Origin of the sequence: Pseudomonas sp. CFBP 8758, assembly GCF_014841725.1 — a bacterium.
GTDB classification, from domain to species: domain Bacteria; phylum Pseudomonadota; class Gammaproteobacteria; order Pseudomonadales; family Pseudomonadaceae; genus Aquipseudomonas; species Aquipseudomonas baltica.
In genome coordinates this window covers 209166-225584 of sequence record NZ_JACYUK010000001.1, presented here as the reverse complement: position 1 = coordinate 225584, position 16419 = coordinate 209166, and the positions used below count along the sequence as shown (strand labels likewise).

Below are 16419 nucleotides of genomic sequence, written 5' to 3'. Positions count from 1 at the left end.
ACTACATCGTGTGAGTGGGACGGTCGGACTTCAGGGCGCCGGCCAGATAGGTTTCGATCTTGTTGCGCGCAGTATTGTCGCCGTCGTTGAACTGCACGCCCACGCCCGCAGCGCGGTTACCCTGGGCGCCCTTGGGGGTGATCCAGGCGACGCGACCGGCCACGGGAATCTTCTCCGGCTCATCCATCAGGTTGAGCAGCATGAACAGCTCATCGCCCAGCTTGTAGCTCTTGCTGGTCGGAATGAACAAGCCGCCGTTTTTGATGAACGGCATGTAAGCCGCGTACAGGACGGCTTTGTCCTTGATGGTCAGGGACAGAATACCGTTGCGCGGTCCGGGACTGACGGGTTGATTCATTCGTGCTCCGTTACTGATAGTGAATTTTCGCAGCAGTCAAACCGCGTCCGCCGCATCCGGCGTCACCGCGTCGCACCGACCAAACCACGTCCGCCGTCGACGCGGCTTGCGCCGCTGCTACAACCGGCGCATCCCTGTAGCAGCGGCGCGAGCCGCGTCCGGTATCACCACGGTACATCAGACAAACCGCAACCAACATCGGCAGCGTTCGATCACAATGCACCCATCACGTCTGCCCCGGCAAGGCCATCCAGGACACCAGCAGCGCCTCGATGAGCAATACCCGGTTCAGGTTGGCCTTGGCCAGCACTTTCTGGCGCTGCATCAACACCCAATCCTGAATGGCCAGCACCTTGCTCTGGGTACTCTTGTCAGCCAGATATTGCAGCACCTTGCGCATGTCGCTCAAGCCCAGTCCCTGCTCGTCCGTCGTCAGGCGATAGCGCAGCAACAGGTTCGACCACTCACAGAACCAGTCGAACAGCAGCAGCAATGGCACAGCGCTCCAGGCTTCGGCCAACTGGCTGGGCGTCTGCTGCCCTTTCAGCAGCTTCTTCACCCCTTCGACCACCAGCGCCCGCTGCTCGACGATACCGGCAGCCTGCAACCTCACCGCTGCCAGCGGCGAGCCTGCGGCCAACGCGAGCAGATCGGTGCGCGCAGCCCCGTCCACTTCCGGCAGCGCCGTGGCCAGCCACTGCAGGCTGACGGCCTGAGTAGGCAACGGGCACGCCTGCTGCACGCAACGGCTCTTGACCGTGGGCAGCAGTCGACTGGGCTGATGACTGACCAACAGCAAGACGGTATTGCCCGAAGGCTCCTCGAGACTTTTCAACAATGCGTTGGCCGCATTGACGTTCATCGCTTCGGCAGGCTCGATCAGCACGACCTTGCGCCCGCCCATTTGCGCGGTCTGCACCACGAAGGCGACCAGCTCGCGCACCTGGTCGACCTTGATCGCCTTGTCCGCTTCCTCAGGTTCGAGGATGAAATTGTCCGGATGGCTGCCGGCCTGCAGCAACAGACACGACTTGCAGGCCCCACAGGCGTGCTGCGCGGCCGGACGCTGGCACAGCAACAGTGCCATCAGGCGCTCGGCCAGGGCACGCTTGCCGATGCCCTGCGGCCCGTGCAGCAGGTAGGCGTGAGCATGCTGGGTGCGCCCGGCCAGCTTCTGCCAGAGGTCATCCTGCCAGGGGTAGGCGTCAGCCACGCGGCAAACCTCGCAGCTCGGGCAGCAACGCATCCAGCGCCTGCTGGACCTGCGCCAGGCTCTGCCCGGCATCGACCACCCGATAGCGCGCAGGCGCTGCAGCGGCGCGCGCCAGGTAGGCGCCACGCACGGCCTCGAAGAACGCCCGGCCTTCCTGTTCGAAACGATCGAGGCGACCCCGCGCGCTGGCCCGCGCCAAGCCGACTTCCACGGGCAGGTCGAACACCAGCGTCAGGTCCGGGCGCAACGTGCCCTGGACGAAGGTTTCGAGCTGGGCGATGCGTTCCTGGGATAAACCACGGCCGCCGCCCTGATAGGCGTAAGTGGCATCTTGTTTTGGAATGGACAGAATTGGAAACAAGAAGATATACTCAGGCTATGAAAAAATGTAAACAAACTTAAAATTGTTTAAAATCAGGGGCTTAGCACGGATGAAGAGAATCATAGGGCTGGCAGCGAAGGCTAGATCAGGCAAGGACACAGCAGCAGCGATATTGCTTCAGCATGCCTGTGTAACCGCGTTCGCCCTCGCAGATCCACTCAAACGGGGATGCCAAATTCTCTTCAATCTCTCAGATGCCCAAGCCTGGGATGATAGCGTAAAGGAGGTTGAGGTTGGGGCATGGGGACTGTCACCGCGTGCATTCTTTCAGCGCATAGGCACTGAATGGATGAGGAGCCACAACGCCAATCACTGGTTGATGCGGGCTGATCGCGAGATCTATAAACCCATTGCCATACACCCACTCTCTTCTGAACAGACCAATCATCCAGAAACCCCTTTTATCTTAGCTGCGAAAGCATTTTTCAACCTAAGCGATGACCAATGTTGGTGCGCTGCCGCCTTCAATAAGATTGATTCATTTTGGCAGATGGCACCAGTTGAAATGGTTAATCTAGTCAAAATGAGAGCGCTTCAAGACTTCCCGGACTTCACAGAGAAGCGAAGCGCGATGCCTCCTCAGGAGGTCAATAATACCGCCTATATTCAAAAACCGAATCTCGACAGCAACGGAAAAGACACAATTATCATCAAGGACATTCGCTTCGAGAATGAGGCTGCGTACATTCGGAGTATAGGGGGTAGCATCTGGCATATTGTGAGAGAGGATGCCCAACCTGTAAATATGCATTCATCGGAATTTGGAATTACGGTCGAAGACGAAGATATCGTCATCCATAACAATGGATCACTTGAAGAGTTAGGCACTCGTTTAAACGAGACGTGGGCATCCCTAATTTCAGATTCAGCCGATAGAGGGTAAGATGGATCATCTCTATAAGCCGAAAGACGCCGTTCATGATGTCGTCATGAGCGCTGACAATCATGAGATGGAATGCCACTATCAAGGCCATTCTTTTTATGACAAGGCAAAAGCTATCTGCCTGGCACTTCACTTAACTTTTATCAAGTACTGCCCAACGAGAAGCAGAGCTACAAACAGCTCACTAAGACGGTCAATATGGATATTTTTTGACTTCATTGAAGCCTACAATGCCCGCAATCCAGCCCAGCTATGGATTCTGAAGATTACCGACCTGAGCGCGGAAGTATACAAGCAGTTCGAAAACCATCTCCTGAAAAGTGATGAAAGCCTGGCTCTTGCTGCCCGACTGAAGACCGCACTCAAAAATGCGTCATCCATGACAGATGCGATTCCAGACTTGTTACTTCCATTTGCGAAAAGAGCAAGCACTCAGGCTAGAGTACCCTTTAGCGATGAAACTGAGAATTCGCTTGCAAATGCTTTCACCTCGAGTATTGATCGGCTCTACGAAATCCTTGAGTTTCGCAAGTTAGTTTCCCAAGCCACACCCTATACCTTCACAGAAATTATTTCAAAAGTCACTTACTCGAAAGAAACGATCTTCCAGTGGCTTCAACATAGGTTTGATAGTGGCTTTGAGCTCAATTGGAGTGCACTACATGCTAAGCTGAAACTTTCAAGCAATCCGGAATTACGCGAAATCGCTTCACTTCCCAACTGGCGGGGAGTGATTTACTCGGCCTACAAAAATAGAAGCGAAGAATTCCAATTTGAGAATCCAGAAAACCCATTTCAGTTCCGAAAGATTCTCAATTTTAATCCGGATCCCGCGCGAGTGATCAGAACGTTCATCGAGAACGGCTATCCGTTCGAAGTAGAACTGGATGAAATCATCGAAAAATATTCGGCTATCAAAGTCAACGCATTTGAAAAGTGCAGTGATGTAATCCAACTGATTATGCACAGATGGAGCAAGCCCGTAACGCCGCCTGGCTTCAGTAATCCGATCAAGTGGGACGACCTGCTCAACCTGTACTATCCATCAATGCAGGACATGTCTTGCATCGTACAGTTCATCATGCTTCAGACTAACTGGAACAAAGAGGCGGTCTTGGCGCTCGATCCTAATAATTTTGAGCACGCGCTTACTGGGGCAATGAATGAAAAGCATGTGATGATTCAGACGGAAAAAAACCGTAGCCAAGGGATCGCCAAACCTTACTATGCCCCGAAAGAAATAATCGCCGCGAGCACAACCACCGACATGTACTCGGCTCGGAATTTGATTTTGCTCGCGATAAAGCTTTCTGAGCCCCTTGCTAAGTACGAATTCGATTATGTCCGCCATGGCATGACTTCAGCAGACTACAACACAACATTTTTGTGCCTGCGTTTCTTTGCGGACTGGACGAAGAAAGGTGGACGTCATACCTCTGCTTCCAACGAAAAAGCTTTTCAGCAAGGCATTAAGCAGCTTCTCAAAGAATTTCCCATCTTCGATGAGGATGGTGAAAGGTTGATGAGCGGTATAGACCTAACGTGGCGGCTGCGCCCGACGTGGGTGAAGCGTCGAAAGCAAATCTCAGACAGCTCCAGTTCCCACGGCATGCTGGCAATGCTTCTGGGGCACGCGAGTACGGTCACCACAGACGTGCACTACGACAATTCACCTCCGGCCCAACAGGAGCGTTACGACCGACTCGAGTCCGAACTCGAAGCAGTCCTCCGGTTGATGCGGTCAGGAAAATTCGAAGGAATGCTGGGCACGCCTCCCAAAGAGGCGGCCATTCAGCTTCCACTGAAGATTTTTCATATCCCTGGGATGGAAAGGCCGCTCTGGGGGTGCGCTAACCAGCGCAAGCCCACTTGGATTGGCGCAGCCCGCAATGTGCCATTGGGACAGAGATGCTACGTGGTGAGCAAATGCATGTTCTGCTCTCAATGCATCATTTTTGAAGACTCCCTTCCTTACTTGATTGAGCGCCGCATCCATGTGGTTGAGATCATCGATGATCAGCCAGAGTCTGCTTCTGAATATAGCAACGACTGGGAAGTCGAGTTGATCAAAATAGACTCCATCCTTGAAAACTGGGAAGACGAGCAGGCAGTCAGAGAGGCATCTCGTTACCAGCGGCGGAATACGCCTTTGCTGCCACGAGACATGAATTTCCTCCAAGTAATCCTTGAAGAAGAGGACAGACAAAATGAAAAATAAGACTACTGATATCGTAGAGGAATTACCAGATGATCTCGCTGAGCAGCTGGATATCGACTTCTCTGAAGACATCTTGGACGCTGCAGAGAAAGAAATCGAAGATCTCCTGAAGGAGACCGGCGGCGACTACCGTCAAACGCAAAGCACCCTCTTACAAAAGCTGGCGTTGTATCCTGCCGGAAATTTCCCCGTATCCGAATACTCGATGTATTGCGATGACAGCTGGATAATATTTAAAGGGCCAGATGGCGAAGTTACTCGCATCAACTTTGACGCCATGTCAGAACATGGCGTATCCATCAAAAAATCAATCGTATATCATTTAATTCCTGATTTCGCACCATTTGCGGGTATCCGGTCGTATTTAACTACACTGAACCACGCTCAGAACTTTCGGCGCGTCTACAACTATGTTCTCGTAGATAATAATCTCACAGAAGATGCTGACTCATTATCTTTCATTACGCCAAGGCTTCTGAACGACGCACTTGACAGGTCAAAACTAGCCCCTCAATTCACTCATTACCATTATCTGTTTCTGCACATCCGCTTCTGGATTTCTCTCAGCGTACAAAAATTGATTCCGGAGGAAAATCGTTTATCAGTATCGCCAACTACCGTAGACACACCTGAGCGCAGGAAAGACGTTATTCGGAATTTTACGGGATCCATTGCAAGCTGGGCTCCCTACACCGAAAGCGATCTGAAAAAGCTCGTTGAGCACGCCTTATTCTGGACTGAGAAGGCGATGCCGCGTGTTAAAGAAGCTTCTGATTATATCAAGTCCCGAGAATTCGAAGTCACCTGGTCGAAAACGATCACTCGAAGTGCGGAAGATTTTGATTTAGAAAAAAAACTGAATGTAGTAGTTGCTAGTAAGCAGATTCTAAAACTTCAAAAGACTAAGCGTGAATACAATAACCAGGCCCCTTTCTGGCAGTATTCATGGACTCGCAGCTTTCAACATTCGCTCACCCACATACGGGACGCACTCTACATATTGCTGGCACTGGTTACAGGGCTGCGAGTGAGTGAACTTGAAGCGCTTAAATTTGATCACGTCGTTGAAACAAAGAACGGAAAATTCAAGCTACAAGTCACCCGATATAAAACTAGCCAAGACCCCAATTACAAAGGGGATACGTCTTTCATCCCACTTCCAAAATTTATCGGAAGAAAGGTAAAGGATTTCGAACACTTAAGATACGAACTTGACCAAAAAAGGGAAGGCTATATTTTTCAATCTATGCTCGGTACGAAAAAAGTCGTGCGAGAAGCGTCTATAAAGACAGAGCAAATTACGAAGCGTCTTCAACAACAGCTAGGTATCGACCGCGTCCATACTCATCGCTTCAGGAAAACCATTGCCGAAATTCTTATCAACCGCAGTGAACGGAATGTAGACATCATCCGCCTGTTGTTTGGTCATGCCAGCTATGCGATGACTCTAAGGTACATTGGCCGTAATCCTTACATTGTTCAGAGTGTTGCCAAGGCGATTGAGGAGAACTATATCCAAGAGTTCACCGATATCATCACATCGGTAAAAAGCTCAAGCTCGTCTGGCATCAATGCACAACGTCTCGTCGAAAAAATTGCTGCTCGTCCAGAGTCGTTCTCTGGACAAAGCCTCAAGGTTACAATTTTCACCTACGTCACCCATTTGCTTTCGTCCGGCGAACCTCTGTTCATTCACCGTACGGCCGTAGGCACTTACTGCGTAAGTACGGAAGTGTACTCGTCTCCCGATCTTCCGCCATGCCTGGCCCATCACCGAACTACGGTTAAGGATGCCCTTCCGGAACCACTCCATTGCGATACGGCATGCCCACACGCATTGATCGTCGGTAAGGCGGCACAGGCATTGAAGGACAACACGAACTTCTATCAACAGATGCTGGACAAGGCAAGCGACACTTTATCGGAGACCTCGAAAGCGATGCTGCGACTAAAGGTATTGGAAAACACCAAGCACCTCGAAGCATTGAATAATAATCACGCTTACAAAGTTATTCCTTCAGTGGGTATCAGCGTATGAGTAGCCAAGCCACACGCGACAAACTAATTGGCATCATCAAAGAGCACCAACTCAACCACGGCCAATCTAAACTTCCTATAGCTAAACTTGCTGACCTGGCGGGCATTAGCCGCCAGGCTTTCAACCGCTATTATGGTGATTTAAAGAACTACTCAATTGGCAAAGAATCCGTTGCTAAGTTATTTGCCAATGACAACGAATCACTCGGCGAGATGATCGAGAACAAAGAATCTATGATTCTGCGGCTGGAGCAGGAACTTGCAGCAACCAAAGCTGCACATAAAGCCGAACTTGAAGCTGCAATCTCGAATCACATTTCAACACTGATGAACAACGATATTATGGCGTTCGAGGCCGGACAACTTACAGCAACTCTCACGGGCCAGAGCAATCACAATGCCTACCTTAATAAACGGGTAACCGAGCTTGAAGTAAAAAATGCGAAGCTTACGATGGAGGCCGTGACTTCCGCCCACGCCACCAGCTCCAGTTATGCGGTGAAATCTGACAAAAACTTTATTATATTTGATCTGGATCTTTCGTCAGCTAAAAAATCATATGCAACCTCAAGCGACTTCGATGCATATGAGGACGCTAAAGAAGCAGCAATCACGAATATCACGAAGAATTTGATAAAACTGCCCAATCCGGAAAACATTGATATCGTACTCTTTCAGGATAAATATATTTCAGACTTTGATGCTTTCTGCACTAAGATTGCACCCTATCAAAATCGCACCACCATTGTTGTACGTCTTCCAATTTACAGTCGAGAAGAGCTACAATTTATACTTAAAGATCTTCAGCAGATATCTAGCATCTCAATACATGTGCCTTTCACCGCGTCGGAAACAACAACATCGGCAAATCGCAGGTTTGGCAATCGCGATATCCCTCCAGAAGAGTTGAAAGATGCGGATAACGCGAAGCCTCCATCTATCACATGGGGCTTTGAACAAGTTATATTTTTCAGAGTTCGGCAGGGCGAATGATGCCAGATTTTGAATTCAAAGAAATTAGCTACCATAGCATCGACCTCAATCTAGAGGTCAAACATCAAGTTATCATTGCAGGTTTTAGAAAAAAGAAACTCTTACTGAGCATACCAAACTTATACCTATATGAAAAAACTCGCTCATCTAAAGAAACATCAAAAAGGTATGCTACCTTAATCACTAAATTTTATAAATTCTTATCGAAACTTCCAAGATTTAACTCTGTAAGCCCCGGCGACTATCATTTCCACGTCATAAACGCTGATTTAAAAAAATGGCAAGTATATCGGCAGATAAACCGCGTTAAAAACGGTAGTGCTCATCCGAGCTCTGAAACCATTTACAATGATGCCTGTGTCGTATTATATTTTTTTAAGTGGCTACACGAACGCCACATCCCTATTAACGTAACCATTCATCTCAAAACCTGGATCGCCAATTTTAAAGACAGACGACTTCTGAGTTACATTGAGACGAAAGCAAAGCAGGTACTGGACGCCGACTCTATTCGCGTGCTTGATAAAGAGTCCAGACAAAAAAGAGCTATTCGCCTAATATCCAATAATGATATTCATACTCTTCTATCTTGCTACCCCGACATGGTATACAAAACGCTTTTCAAATTTGCCCTTGCAACAGCAATGCGCCCTATGGAGCTGGTAAAATTTCCGTACATGGGAAATGGAAAAAACCGCCACATTCTTCCGTACAGCGAGATGAGCAAAGCTGATAAGACTTTTAAATACTCTCTCATTGGCAAGGGGAATAAATTCAGAAAGATCATCATTCCGGCATACGCCTTGAAAATGCTTGATTCTGAATACATCAAAACTGAATACCAAGCTCGCGCCAAGCTTTATAAGGAACGCTTTGGAAAAAAATGCCCGCTGTCAATACTCTTCTTGACATCGGAGGGCGTTCCCGTTACTCAAACTATGATAGCCCAAGCGACCAACTATGCAAAAAAGCTAGCATTCAAAAAAGATCCTGATTTCCAGATGAGCAATAAGTTTTATCATACTAGGAAATGGTGGCCGACCCTTATGATGATTCAGCATCACAACGGAGACGGTATTCTTGAGAAAAACGCAGAGGTCATGGATCTCGCGATCACCGAGGTAATCATAAATCAGCTTGGCCATGAAAATCCAACAACGACCTATCAGCACTACCTTGTTTTGGGACGATTTCTCGTTATGGCCAGAAAGGGTATCACTCATGAGCATATACATGAGAAGACCATCAATATATATGACGCTATCGCTGAGTACTCCTGACAGTCCATATGAGAGTTTTTTTTCAGACAACTCCTCATCAGCCCAACAGACCTTCCGCCTGGGAAGAAGCTTGGAATCGAGGGAGCCCTTTTCACCAATTCTCAAAAGCTCGATCTTGCATCCGCTTATTCAACATCCTCCTCCTTTACTAATCCAAAGCAGGTCATATACCGGAGGTCTGCCGGGTCAAGACCTTTCTGCCACCCCAGGTGCGACTACAAGCGACCTCGACCCTATGCTTCGGGTCGATCTAGTTGAGCAGTTAGGCTGAAGCTCGTCTATCCATACCAATCATCGCATCCAGCTAGGAGTATTGTTTTCTAAGCATCACCTCTCGGAACGGCAGTCGTGAATTAAGCCTTCGTCTTGACCTGCGGGCTTTCATGCTCAAGCCGTCAGCCAATCGGGCTGCGCACTCCGCTCGGCTCTCGGAACCGACTCGAGATCATCGTAGGCGGATGTAGTGGTGAGTTGTGGTGTACAGCGCCGCGCTTTGGATTGCCACCGACAGCAAGTGTCTCCACGTCCAAGAGTACGAATGAGGGCAACTAGACAACAGCGGCAGGTATGCTAATTTAAGAGCCATCGGTTCACTGGATCGAGCGGTCGGTTCGCAAAAGGCCATGGGCCTCAGGTTGTCATTCCTCACCACGCAGGCTTTCGACAAGAGTCAGAGAGCAGCCGACATCCTGACCCTGGAGAAATGCCGTGCGCGTTCCTATCTATCCGTTCGATCTCGAGCGGAATCGCCGCTTCAAACGTATTGCCAATACCCTACGTTCCAACTGGCCTATCATTGATGGTCTCAGCCTCATGGTGGCCCACGAAGTCCTCGCTTCAGGGCTTGGGTATCGTGACTTTCACGACCTATTGAAGTCATCAAAAACCTGCCTGCCCGATGCTCCCGTTCCCTCATTGGCAGAGGTGCGGGATTCCGTCAGTACGGCGATCTACCTGCACGCGAAACTTCACGAAATTGCTGAGATTGATGATGGGGCAATAAACTCGTTGGTGATGGCATTGCCACTGCACGAGCTTTTGGCCTTCAAGAGCTTTCGCATGAAGCAGGAATCAAGTGCGAGTTCAGCGCCCGCGCGTAGCCAGCCAGACCTCCTTGATTTCGAGGTCTCGCGCGCCCCGAACCGCTCCTTGCTGATCACGCCCTTGAGCCAAGAAGACCTCAAAGCCCTCGCAGAGGCAGTAGATCGTATTACCAGTCTTCGCGATCGTGCATTGTGTGTCGCCGCGCTGTCAGGAATTCGGCAAGTGGAACTCTTACATCTCAAAGCAGGATACATTCAAGGTGATGGTTTGGTTTTCGATGGTTTTAAGGCTTCGATTTCCATACCCAAGCGAATGACGTACAGGCTGCCCGCATTGAGTACAGCAGTGCTGTCTCAGTACGTAGAAGAAAGTGGGCTTTCGGACGGGGACTACCTGTTTACCTCCCACAAGAACCCGAATCATCCTATGACTCAATTTGAGCTCAAACGGATTTTGCGGGCCTGGTGGCTGGAAGCTCAAATCGATCCTCAGAGCGTGTCCATTCGGGCACTACGAGAGGCGTTCATCATGTGTGCCATCGCACATCGTTCAGTCCCAACCCGCGACGCGCTGGCTGCTGCAATGGGCCATCCTTGGCCTGGGCTGTTGTCGCAATACATTCGCGGGATCGATAGAACGCCCAAGGCCTGACATGCTTGCTTGAGCGCTGGGCTTCGTTCATCGAAGCCCAGCCGCTCGACATTCCTGTTCTGATGCAACTCACAACGTGGTCGACTTTTCACGCAAAGTACTGCGGCAAAATCTAGCCAAGGATCTTATCGGTATGCTCCTAAGATACTGATATTCCGTCGGAAAAATTATTTTTCGCGGCTCATCAGCTTGACCAAACCCCTGCCGACGGCTTCATTTCCCCATCATAGAGGAGAAATGCTTATGCCAGCTCTGTTCCATCCCGAGTGCGATCCTGCGTCACCCAATGACGCTCCCAGTCACATCATCTGCAGCTGTCTGCAGTGGAAGGGCCCGAATCTCGAGGCGCTACCGCAAGCCGCCAAGCAGACTTTCTGTTTGCTGTATGGCGACTATCTGGATGAGCGCCTCCTCACAGCCCTGGAGCACATGCACATTCGCGGCGCCATCTCCCCGGTGAAACTGATTGCGTTCCACGACGACTGCCTCAGCGTCTTTCTCGACAGCGCCACCACGAGCGACACGATTCCTGCCCTTGAGGCGATGTGGGAAAAGTTCGTGGCGATTGATCCTATTCGGTTTTATCACGTCAGTTTTTCCAGCGAGGCTGACGTTTATTCAGCCCGTTCGGACTATCCATATTGGGGGGTTGTGAAGGAAATTTTGGAGTCGAACTCGCTGGGTATCGCCGACTATGAACCGCCTGTGTTTGATCATGGCATCGAGGCTAACGATGACGACTGGCCGTTCTTTCCTACATTAGGTGTGTGCGTTCATTCCGGACTCGCAGCCCCCTCCTCCAAGTCCGAATAGTCACAAGGTCGGTACCTCACATGCGGCCCGTTCAAATTTCAGATCGATCCCGAGACCTGATCCTACCAGGGACGTCTCCGACTAATTTCGGCGTACTGTCGTAGCTACGTCAGCCGAATCACATGCGGACATCAACATGCTGACAGTGGAACAAATCAAGCTTAAGGGGATGTGCTACTTCGACCGTGCGGCCCTGGAGGAAATGCTCACCCCTGGGGCCGCCAAGGGCCAGTGTGGAGGTCATGACAGCCTCGACTGCCTGGCCCTCTACGACGCGTTCTTGGTGATCATTGGGGCGGTTGAGGGCTATGCATGCAGCGTCACTGCTTTCCAGGCATTCAAAGGATTCTTAGCGATTGAGCTCCAGCAGGATTCAGTGCAGGCAACGAGCACCCTGCGGGCTACTTGCAGCTTTTTTAGGAACATAGGCGCATTGGATGATGATGACGTGGTCTGCATCATGAATGCCACCACGACTCAGTGCGAAGAGAGCTACCGCGCCTGTAAGCCATCTGCAGCAGCGCTGGAGCACTACCGATCATGGTATGCGACGTCGGATCCTGGCGTTGGAGTGCATTTCAACCTAGCCACGATCCACCTAGATTTGAGTGAGCAATCTCAAGATCACCTCAGGCCACTACTCGTCACCTACTTCGGCGGCTTGAGCGCGTATCAAGCAACGGTGGATGCTGGCCTAATCCAAGGACTGCTCCAGGGACTTGTGCATCAAAATCCTCGGATTGTACTCAGTGAACTGCGCTTGGGTGCCAAGGCAAGTAAACGATTCGTTTCAGATGCCAAGCATCACTCTGATCAGCAGATGGAATGGGCTGGCTACTCCGTAGCGAGCAAAGGCAAAATTGGAAATTCAATCTTGATGTGATTGTGAGGTTTTTCGTAGCAAACGGTTTTCTTGCTCCAACAAGGTAGAGGCTGCAGGGCCATCTGCTGTTTTCTTCGTTGATGCTTGTTTTGGCATGCTCCTCCGGAGCCGGCTGTCGTGAACCAAGCCTCTGCTATCGCATCGTCTTGGCCCGCTGGGCTTCCATCCTCATGCCTGCGCGCTCCGCTTGCCCAGCCCACTGCACCGAGATCACGAGTGGCGCGGCCTGACCAACCCATGTGTCAGCTCAGGCGTTACAGAGCAGTGCAAGATCTTCTGCCGATGACGCGATCCGAGGATTTCTCTCAACGGTGCCAGCGAGTAAGCTCCTGGTAACGGAAAGCATCAATCGGATTTTGAGCGGGCTCATCGGAGGTGCAACATGCGCTGGCTAAATGCACTGCTTGAACGGCTCTTTAGGGACACAAGGCCGGAATGGGAGATCCGGCGTGAGAAGGAATTCATCCACGCGGCTAACCAGCTCAAAACATTGAGGGTTACTGAACGCGGCGGCATGTCGATAGACCCCGAAGAGATTCGTGATCAGATCATCGCTGCACGCGAAGAGTACAGGCACCTAGTGCGTAGATCATAATGCTCTACCCTTGGCAGCGGCGGGTGATCCTGCGATGACAAATAGCACTCAGGCCGACCCCACCAAAGTCGTACGGCTAGTCAGGCATGCTCAGAGCGCTGCGAACGCCGGCCTGGCCACCACCTCCCCAGACTCGATCCCTCTGACCGAACTCGGCCATTCTCAGGCCCACACACTCGCCGGCAGCATTAAGTCCGAGCCCGACCTGATAATCGCCTCTCCGTTCGAGCGCGCCATCCATACGGCTTTACCTACGGCTAAGCGGTTTCCTGATACCCCTTTCGAAATCTGGGCCGTTGAGGAGTTCACATACCTTAGCCCTGGGCGTTTAGCTGGAACGACCCAGGCAGATCGAAAGCCTTTGGCTGATGGTTACTGGCAGACCGGAGACATGGAGCTTATCGATGGCCCTGGCGCGGGGTCTTTCATAGAGTTGCTACAGCGCGCGAAGGTCATGCTTGATCGTCTAGCGGCGGCTGAAGCAAATCAGATTTTGGCTTTCAGCCACGGCCAGTTCATAAGAGCTGTGGCCTGGTTTATCAAGCATGGAGAGACGGGTGGAAAGCCTGAGCTAATGCGTCGGTTCCGCAAGCTTGATGTGGAGCAGCCATTGGCGAATTGCGCGGGCTACGAGCTCATGTTGAGAGCTGGCCGTTGGACGTTTGAATATCAGCTCAGCGAGGATGGGAATGTGAAATTCATAGACGAGTTTTGCACTGATCAATCTGTGGGGCCCATACCGTAGACTCCCGTGACTTGCGTACTACGAGCCTTTATCCCGCGTTCGAAATCTGATTGGGGCAGGCTCGAATAGCTGTCCGAATCTCCGCTTTCATGCGTTGAGAGTCTAAATGGCTGTCATTTACGTGTGCCCTGCTGGAGCCGGCTGTCGTAAACCGAGCCTTGGCGCTGCCTGCGTCTCGGCCGTCCAGGCATCCATCCTCACACTTGCGGCTCAGCGATGCGAATTCACCTACGTTACCTCTTTACACGAAATTTTAACGCCATATAATCTCGATATACGAAACCAGAGCATGACTTAATGAACCTAACCTCCGAAGCTATTGCCGCTTTGCTAATCGCCAATGTCTCTCGTGACCTCGTGATGGGTGTCGAAGACGCCTTTGCTGCCGGTGCGCTACAGGCTTACGGGGTGACAAAGGAGGTGAGTAAGCAGCGCAAAACTGCTCTGGGGCACATGCGGCACATCCTGATGAACGAGCGCTTCAGCGACTTGCTGGAGGCATCTAACGCTGAATTGATCCCCCCCCAAGGCAACCGGGTGATCGTGGGCCAGGCAGGAGTGTTCAAATTCGCGCGCTTGAACATGAGCACGACGAACTGGAATCGACCCACTCGTAGCATCGTCCGACGTGAGCTGGCCGAAGCGAATGAGGCTATGAGCCAACTGGTGCAGCCATCCCTTTTTGGGCCTCAGGCTATGAACTCCGGGGCGTTCTTCTTCGTCGCACGTTTCAGCGGTTCACTGCATCATCATCCCGAGACGCCGCTGCAGGTCTATATCGCGGTGCCCAATCCGAAAATGGATGGCTGGCTGTTTCGTGAACCTTTAAGCCAGTTCCTAGATCGCTATGAAGCGGCTCCTAAACAGGCCGACAATGCAAAAGTAAAACTCAAATCGGGCCTCATCGAGCTCGGAGGACAGGAAGAAACATGAGCCGGGGTATTCCAGATTTCCAGCCAGGTCGATTGATTCAAGCGTTGGCTGCCCGCGCTCTTTCTCAGGTACAGCTTGCTGCCATGGTCGGCGTGTCGCCCGCCACGATCAGCAAGTGGAAATCGGGTCAGCAGTCACCCGAAGCGGAGGCACTGGACAGCCTCTCAAAGGTCATCAATGTCAGCCCTGAATGGTTCACTCGCCCTCTTCCCACGAAAGGATCGCTGCCTCTTTTCAGAAGCAACGCGTCCGCGCATGTCTCCGCAAGAGCGATGCTGGAAGCTCGGCTTGAATGGACGCAGGACATCGTCCTGGCGATGACCGAATTTGTCGATTTCCCGGACGTTAACCTACCCGTAAGGTCGTTCACGGATCCTCAGCAAATTGCCAATTCCGATATCGAGGAAGCGGCCAGCGAGTGCAGAGACCTCTGGAGTCTCGGCCGTCGCGCAATTCCTGATTTGGCACTGGCTGTGGAGGGAGCTGGCGTTATCGTGGTTCGCGAAGAAACCGGTATCGCACCGATCGAAGGACTTTCAGCCTGGAGCCACGAGCTTCAAAGGCCGCTGATCCTGCTTTCCGCCGACAAGGGCAATGGCTTTCGCAGTCGATTCGACCTTGCGCATGAACTCGGTCACCTCATTCTGCACAAAGGTATTGACCGCTCCACCGACCCCGAGCGCTACAAGTTGATGGAATCGCAGGCTCACCGGTTCGCGGGAGCTTTCTTGCTGCCGGCAGAAACGTTTGCTGCTGATGTCAGGACTCCGGTCACACTGGACAGCCTCCTGTTGCTGAAACAGCGCTGGGGCGTCTCGGTCGCCGCCATGATCATGCGTCTTGAAGCGCTCAAGATCATCGACGCTGATGCGAAGCTGGTTCTGTTCAAACGCAGGTCAGCCAGGTGGGGAGCTAAATCTGAGCCAGGTGATGATGCGCGCGCCCCTGAACAACCTCGCCTTCTCAAGCGTACGATCGAGTTGTTGTCCTCTTCTGGGGTCATGCCGATTGAGTCGGTATCGAGCTATATCGGTTTGGCTGCAAACGATGTGGAAAAACTGGCGGGCTTGCCTGAGCGTTATCTGTCGGGGAAAGCTTCCGTTTTCCATCTGGCGAAGCTTAAGTCCATGGTTAGCGGCGATTCGCTGGTTAAGTCTGAGGACAGTGGTGTAGTGCTCCCCTTCAGTCGGGGTAGATGATTCAAATCTGCTGCTTGGCGAACGGCCAATGTTGGGCGCTCGCGCCATTACTTGAAATCCTGCCCCCGTTTATCGCATCTGTTGGCCAAAGAAACCTGCGGCCTAGAAACGTTGGGGCTACGTCATGCGTGTGGATTGCAAGAACAGGCTCCAGAACTCCAATCCCCCTCGCTGGGCGGATGAAGATATTAG

The 16419-nt window shown here is 51.5% G+C and carries 13 protein-coding genes and 1 pseudogene; 11 read left to right on the top strand and 3 right to left on the bottom strand.

Annotation, left to right across the window (positions count from 1 at the left end; all coding sequences use genetic code 11):
* Position 1: 1 nt before the first annotated feature.
* The 3 genes and pseudogenes from IFT75_RS01065 to IFT75_RS01055 all read right to left on the bottom strand — a co-directional run.
* Positions 2–358, bottom strand: coding sequence for a PilZ domain-containing protein (locus tag IFT75_RS01065; protein WP_043185228.1), 357 nt, complete (start codon positions 356–358; stop codon positions 2–4).
* 226 nt (positions 359–584) lie between these two features.
* Positions 585–1571, bottom strand: coding sequence for a DNA polymerase III subunit delta' (locus IFT75_RS01060; protein WP_185794290.1), 987 nt, complete (start codon positions 1569–1571; stop codon positions 585–587).
* A pseudogene (locus tag IFT75_RS01055) lies at positions 1564–1902 on the bottom strand (dTMP kinase); the annotation flags it as partial. The gene IFT75_RS01060 and the pseudogene IFT75_RS01055, both read right to left, overlap by 8 nt.
* 100 nt (positions 1903–2002) lie before the next feature.
* On the opposite strand from IFT75_RS01055, the gene IFT75_RS01050 reads away from it, so the two are divergent.
* From IFT75_RS01050 to IFT75_RS01000, 11 genes are all read left to right on the top strand, one after another.
* On the top strand, positions 2003–2836 hold the full coding sequence (locus IFT75_RS01050) for a deoxynucleotide monophosphate kinase family protein (RefSeq protein ID WP_192047633.1): 834 nt from the start codon (positions 2003–2005) through the stop codon (positions 2834–2836).
* 1 nt (position 2837) lies between these two features.
* A complete protein-coding gene (locus tag IFT75_RS01045) occupies positions 2838–5054 on the top strand; it encodes a hypothetical protein (protein WP_192052877.1) in 2217 nt (738 codons plus the stop codon).
* A complete protein-coding gene (locus IFT75_RS01040; RefSeq protein ID WP_192052875.1) occupies positions 5044–7092 on the top strand; it encodes a tyrosine-type recombinase/integrase in 2049 nt (682 codons plus the stop codon). Before IFT75_RS01045 ends, IFT75_RS01040 begins: the two co-directional genes overlap by 11 nt.
* The gene (locus IFT75_RS01035) at positions 7089–8084 is read left to right on the top strand and encodes a TetR/AcrR family transcriptional regulator (protein ID WP_192052873.1); all 996 of its coding nucleotides are present in this window, start codon (positions 7089–7091) and stop codon (positions 8082–8084) included. Before IFT75_RS01040 ends, IFT75_RS01035 begins: the two co-directional genes overlap by 4 nt.
* A complete protein-coding gene (locus tag IFT75_RS01030; RefSeq protein WP_192052871.1) occupies positions 8084–9364 on the top strand; it encodes a hypothetical protein in 1281 nt (426 codons plus the stop codon). Before IFT75_RS01035 ends, IFT75_RS01030 begins: the two co-directional genes overlap by 1 nt.
* A 708-nt stretch (positions 9365–10072) precedes the next feature.
* Positions 10073–11059: a hypothetical protein gene (locus tag IFT75_RS01025; protein WP_192052869.1), complete on the top strand. Its 987-nt coding sequence runs from the start codon at positions 10073–10075 to the stop codon at positions 11057–11059.
* A 243-nt stretch (positions 11060–11302) separates the two neighbouring features.
* Positions 11303–11872, top strand: a complete 570-nt coding sequence (locus tag IFT75_RS01020; RefSeq protein WP_192052867.1) for a hypothetical protein — start codon at positions 11303–11305, stop codon at positions 11870–11872.
* 136 nt (positions 11873–12008) lie between these two features.
* Positions 12009–12755 carry a hypothetical protein gene (locus tag IFT75_RS01015; protein ID WP_192052865.1) on the top strand — a complete coding sequence of 249 codons (747 nt, stop codon included), beginning with the start codon at positions 12009–12011 and terminating at the stop codon, positions 12753–12755.
* Between the two features lie 629 nt (positions 12756–13384).
* Entirely contained in the window at positions 13385–14095 is a 711-nt protein-coding gene (locus IFT75_RS01010) for a histidine phosphatase family protein (RefSeq protein WP_192052864.1), read from the top strand.
* Between the two features lie 297 nt (positions 14096–14392).
* Entirely contained in the window at positions 14393–15028 is a 636-nt protein-coding gene (locus IFT75_RS01005; RefSeq protein ID WP_192052862.1) for a hypothetical protein, read from the top strand.
* Positions 15025–16227, top strand: coding sequence for an XRE family transcriptional regulator (locus IFT75_RS01000; RefSeq protein ID WP_192052860.1), 1203 nt, complete (start codon positions 15025–15027; stop codon positions 16225–16227). Before IFT75_RS01005 ends, IFT75_RS01000 begins: the two co-directional genes overlap by 4 nt.
* The last annotated feature ends 192 nt before the right edge of the window (positions 16228–16419 follow it).

Excerpts from the sequence above, each read along its gene's own strand:
- IFT75_RS01050 (WP_192047633.1), top strand. The coding sequence starts at position 2,003 with ATGAAGAGAATCATAGGGCTGGCAGCGAAGGCTAGATCAGGCAAGGAC.
- IFT75_RS01065 (WP_043185228.1), bottom strand. The coding sequence starts at position 358 with ATGAATCAACCCGTCAGTCCCGGACCGCGCAACGGTATTCTGTCCCTG.
- IFT75_RS01045 (WP_192052877.1), top strand. The coding sequence starts at position 2,838 with ATGGATCATCTCTATAAGCCGAAAGACGCCGTTCATGATGTCGTCATG.
- IFT75_RS01020 (WP_192052867.1), top strand. The coding sequence starts at position 11,303 with ATGCCAGCTCTGTTCCATCCCGAGTGCGATCCTGCGTCACCCAATGAC.
- IFT75_RS01035 (WP_192052873.1), top strand. The coding sequence starts at position 7,089 with ATGAGTAGCCAAGCCACACGCGACAAACTAATTGGCATCATCAAAGAG.
- IFT75_RS01005 (WP_192052862.1), top strand. The coding sequence starts at position 14,393 with ATGAACCTAACCTCCGAAGCTATTGCCGCTTTGCTAATCGCCAATGTC.
- IFT75_RS01010 (WP_192052864.1), top strand. The coding sequence starts at position 13,385 with ATGACAAATAGCACTCAGGCCGACCCCACCAAAGTCGTACGGCTAGTC.
- IFT75_RS01040 (WP_192052875.1), top strand. The coding sequence starts at position 5,044 with ATGAAAAATAAGACTACTGATATCGTAGAGGAATTACCAGATGATCTC.
- IFT75_RS01000 (WP_192052860.1), top strand. The coding sequence starts at position 15,025 with ATGAGCCGGGGTATTCCAGATTTCCAGCCAGGTCGATTGATTCAAGCG.
- IFT75_RS01030 (WP_192052871.1), top strand. The coding sequence starts at position 8,084 with ATGCCAGATTTTGAATTCAAAGAAATTAGCTACCATAGCATCGACCTC.
- IFT75_RS01015 (WP_192052865.1), top strand. The coding sequence starts at position 12,009 with ATGCTGACAGTGGAACAAATCAAGCTTAAGGGGATGTGCTACTTCGAC.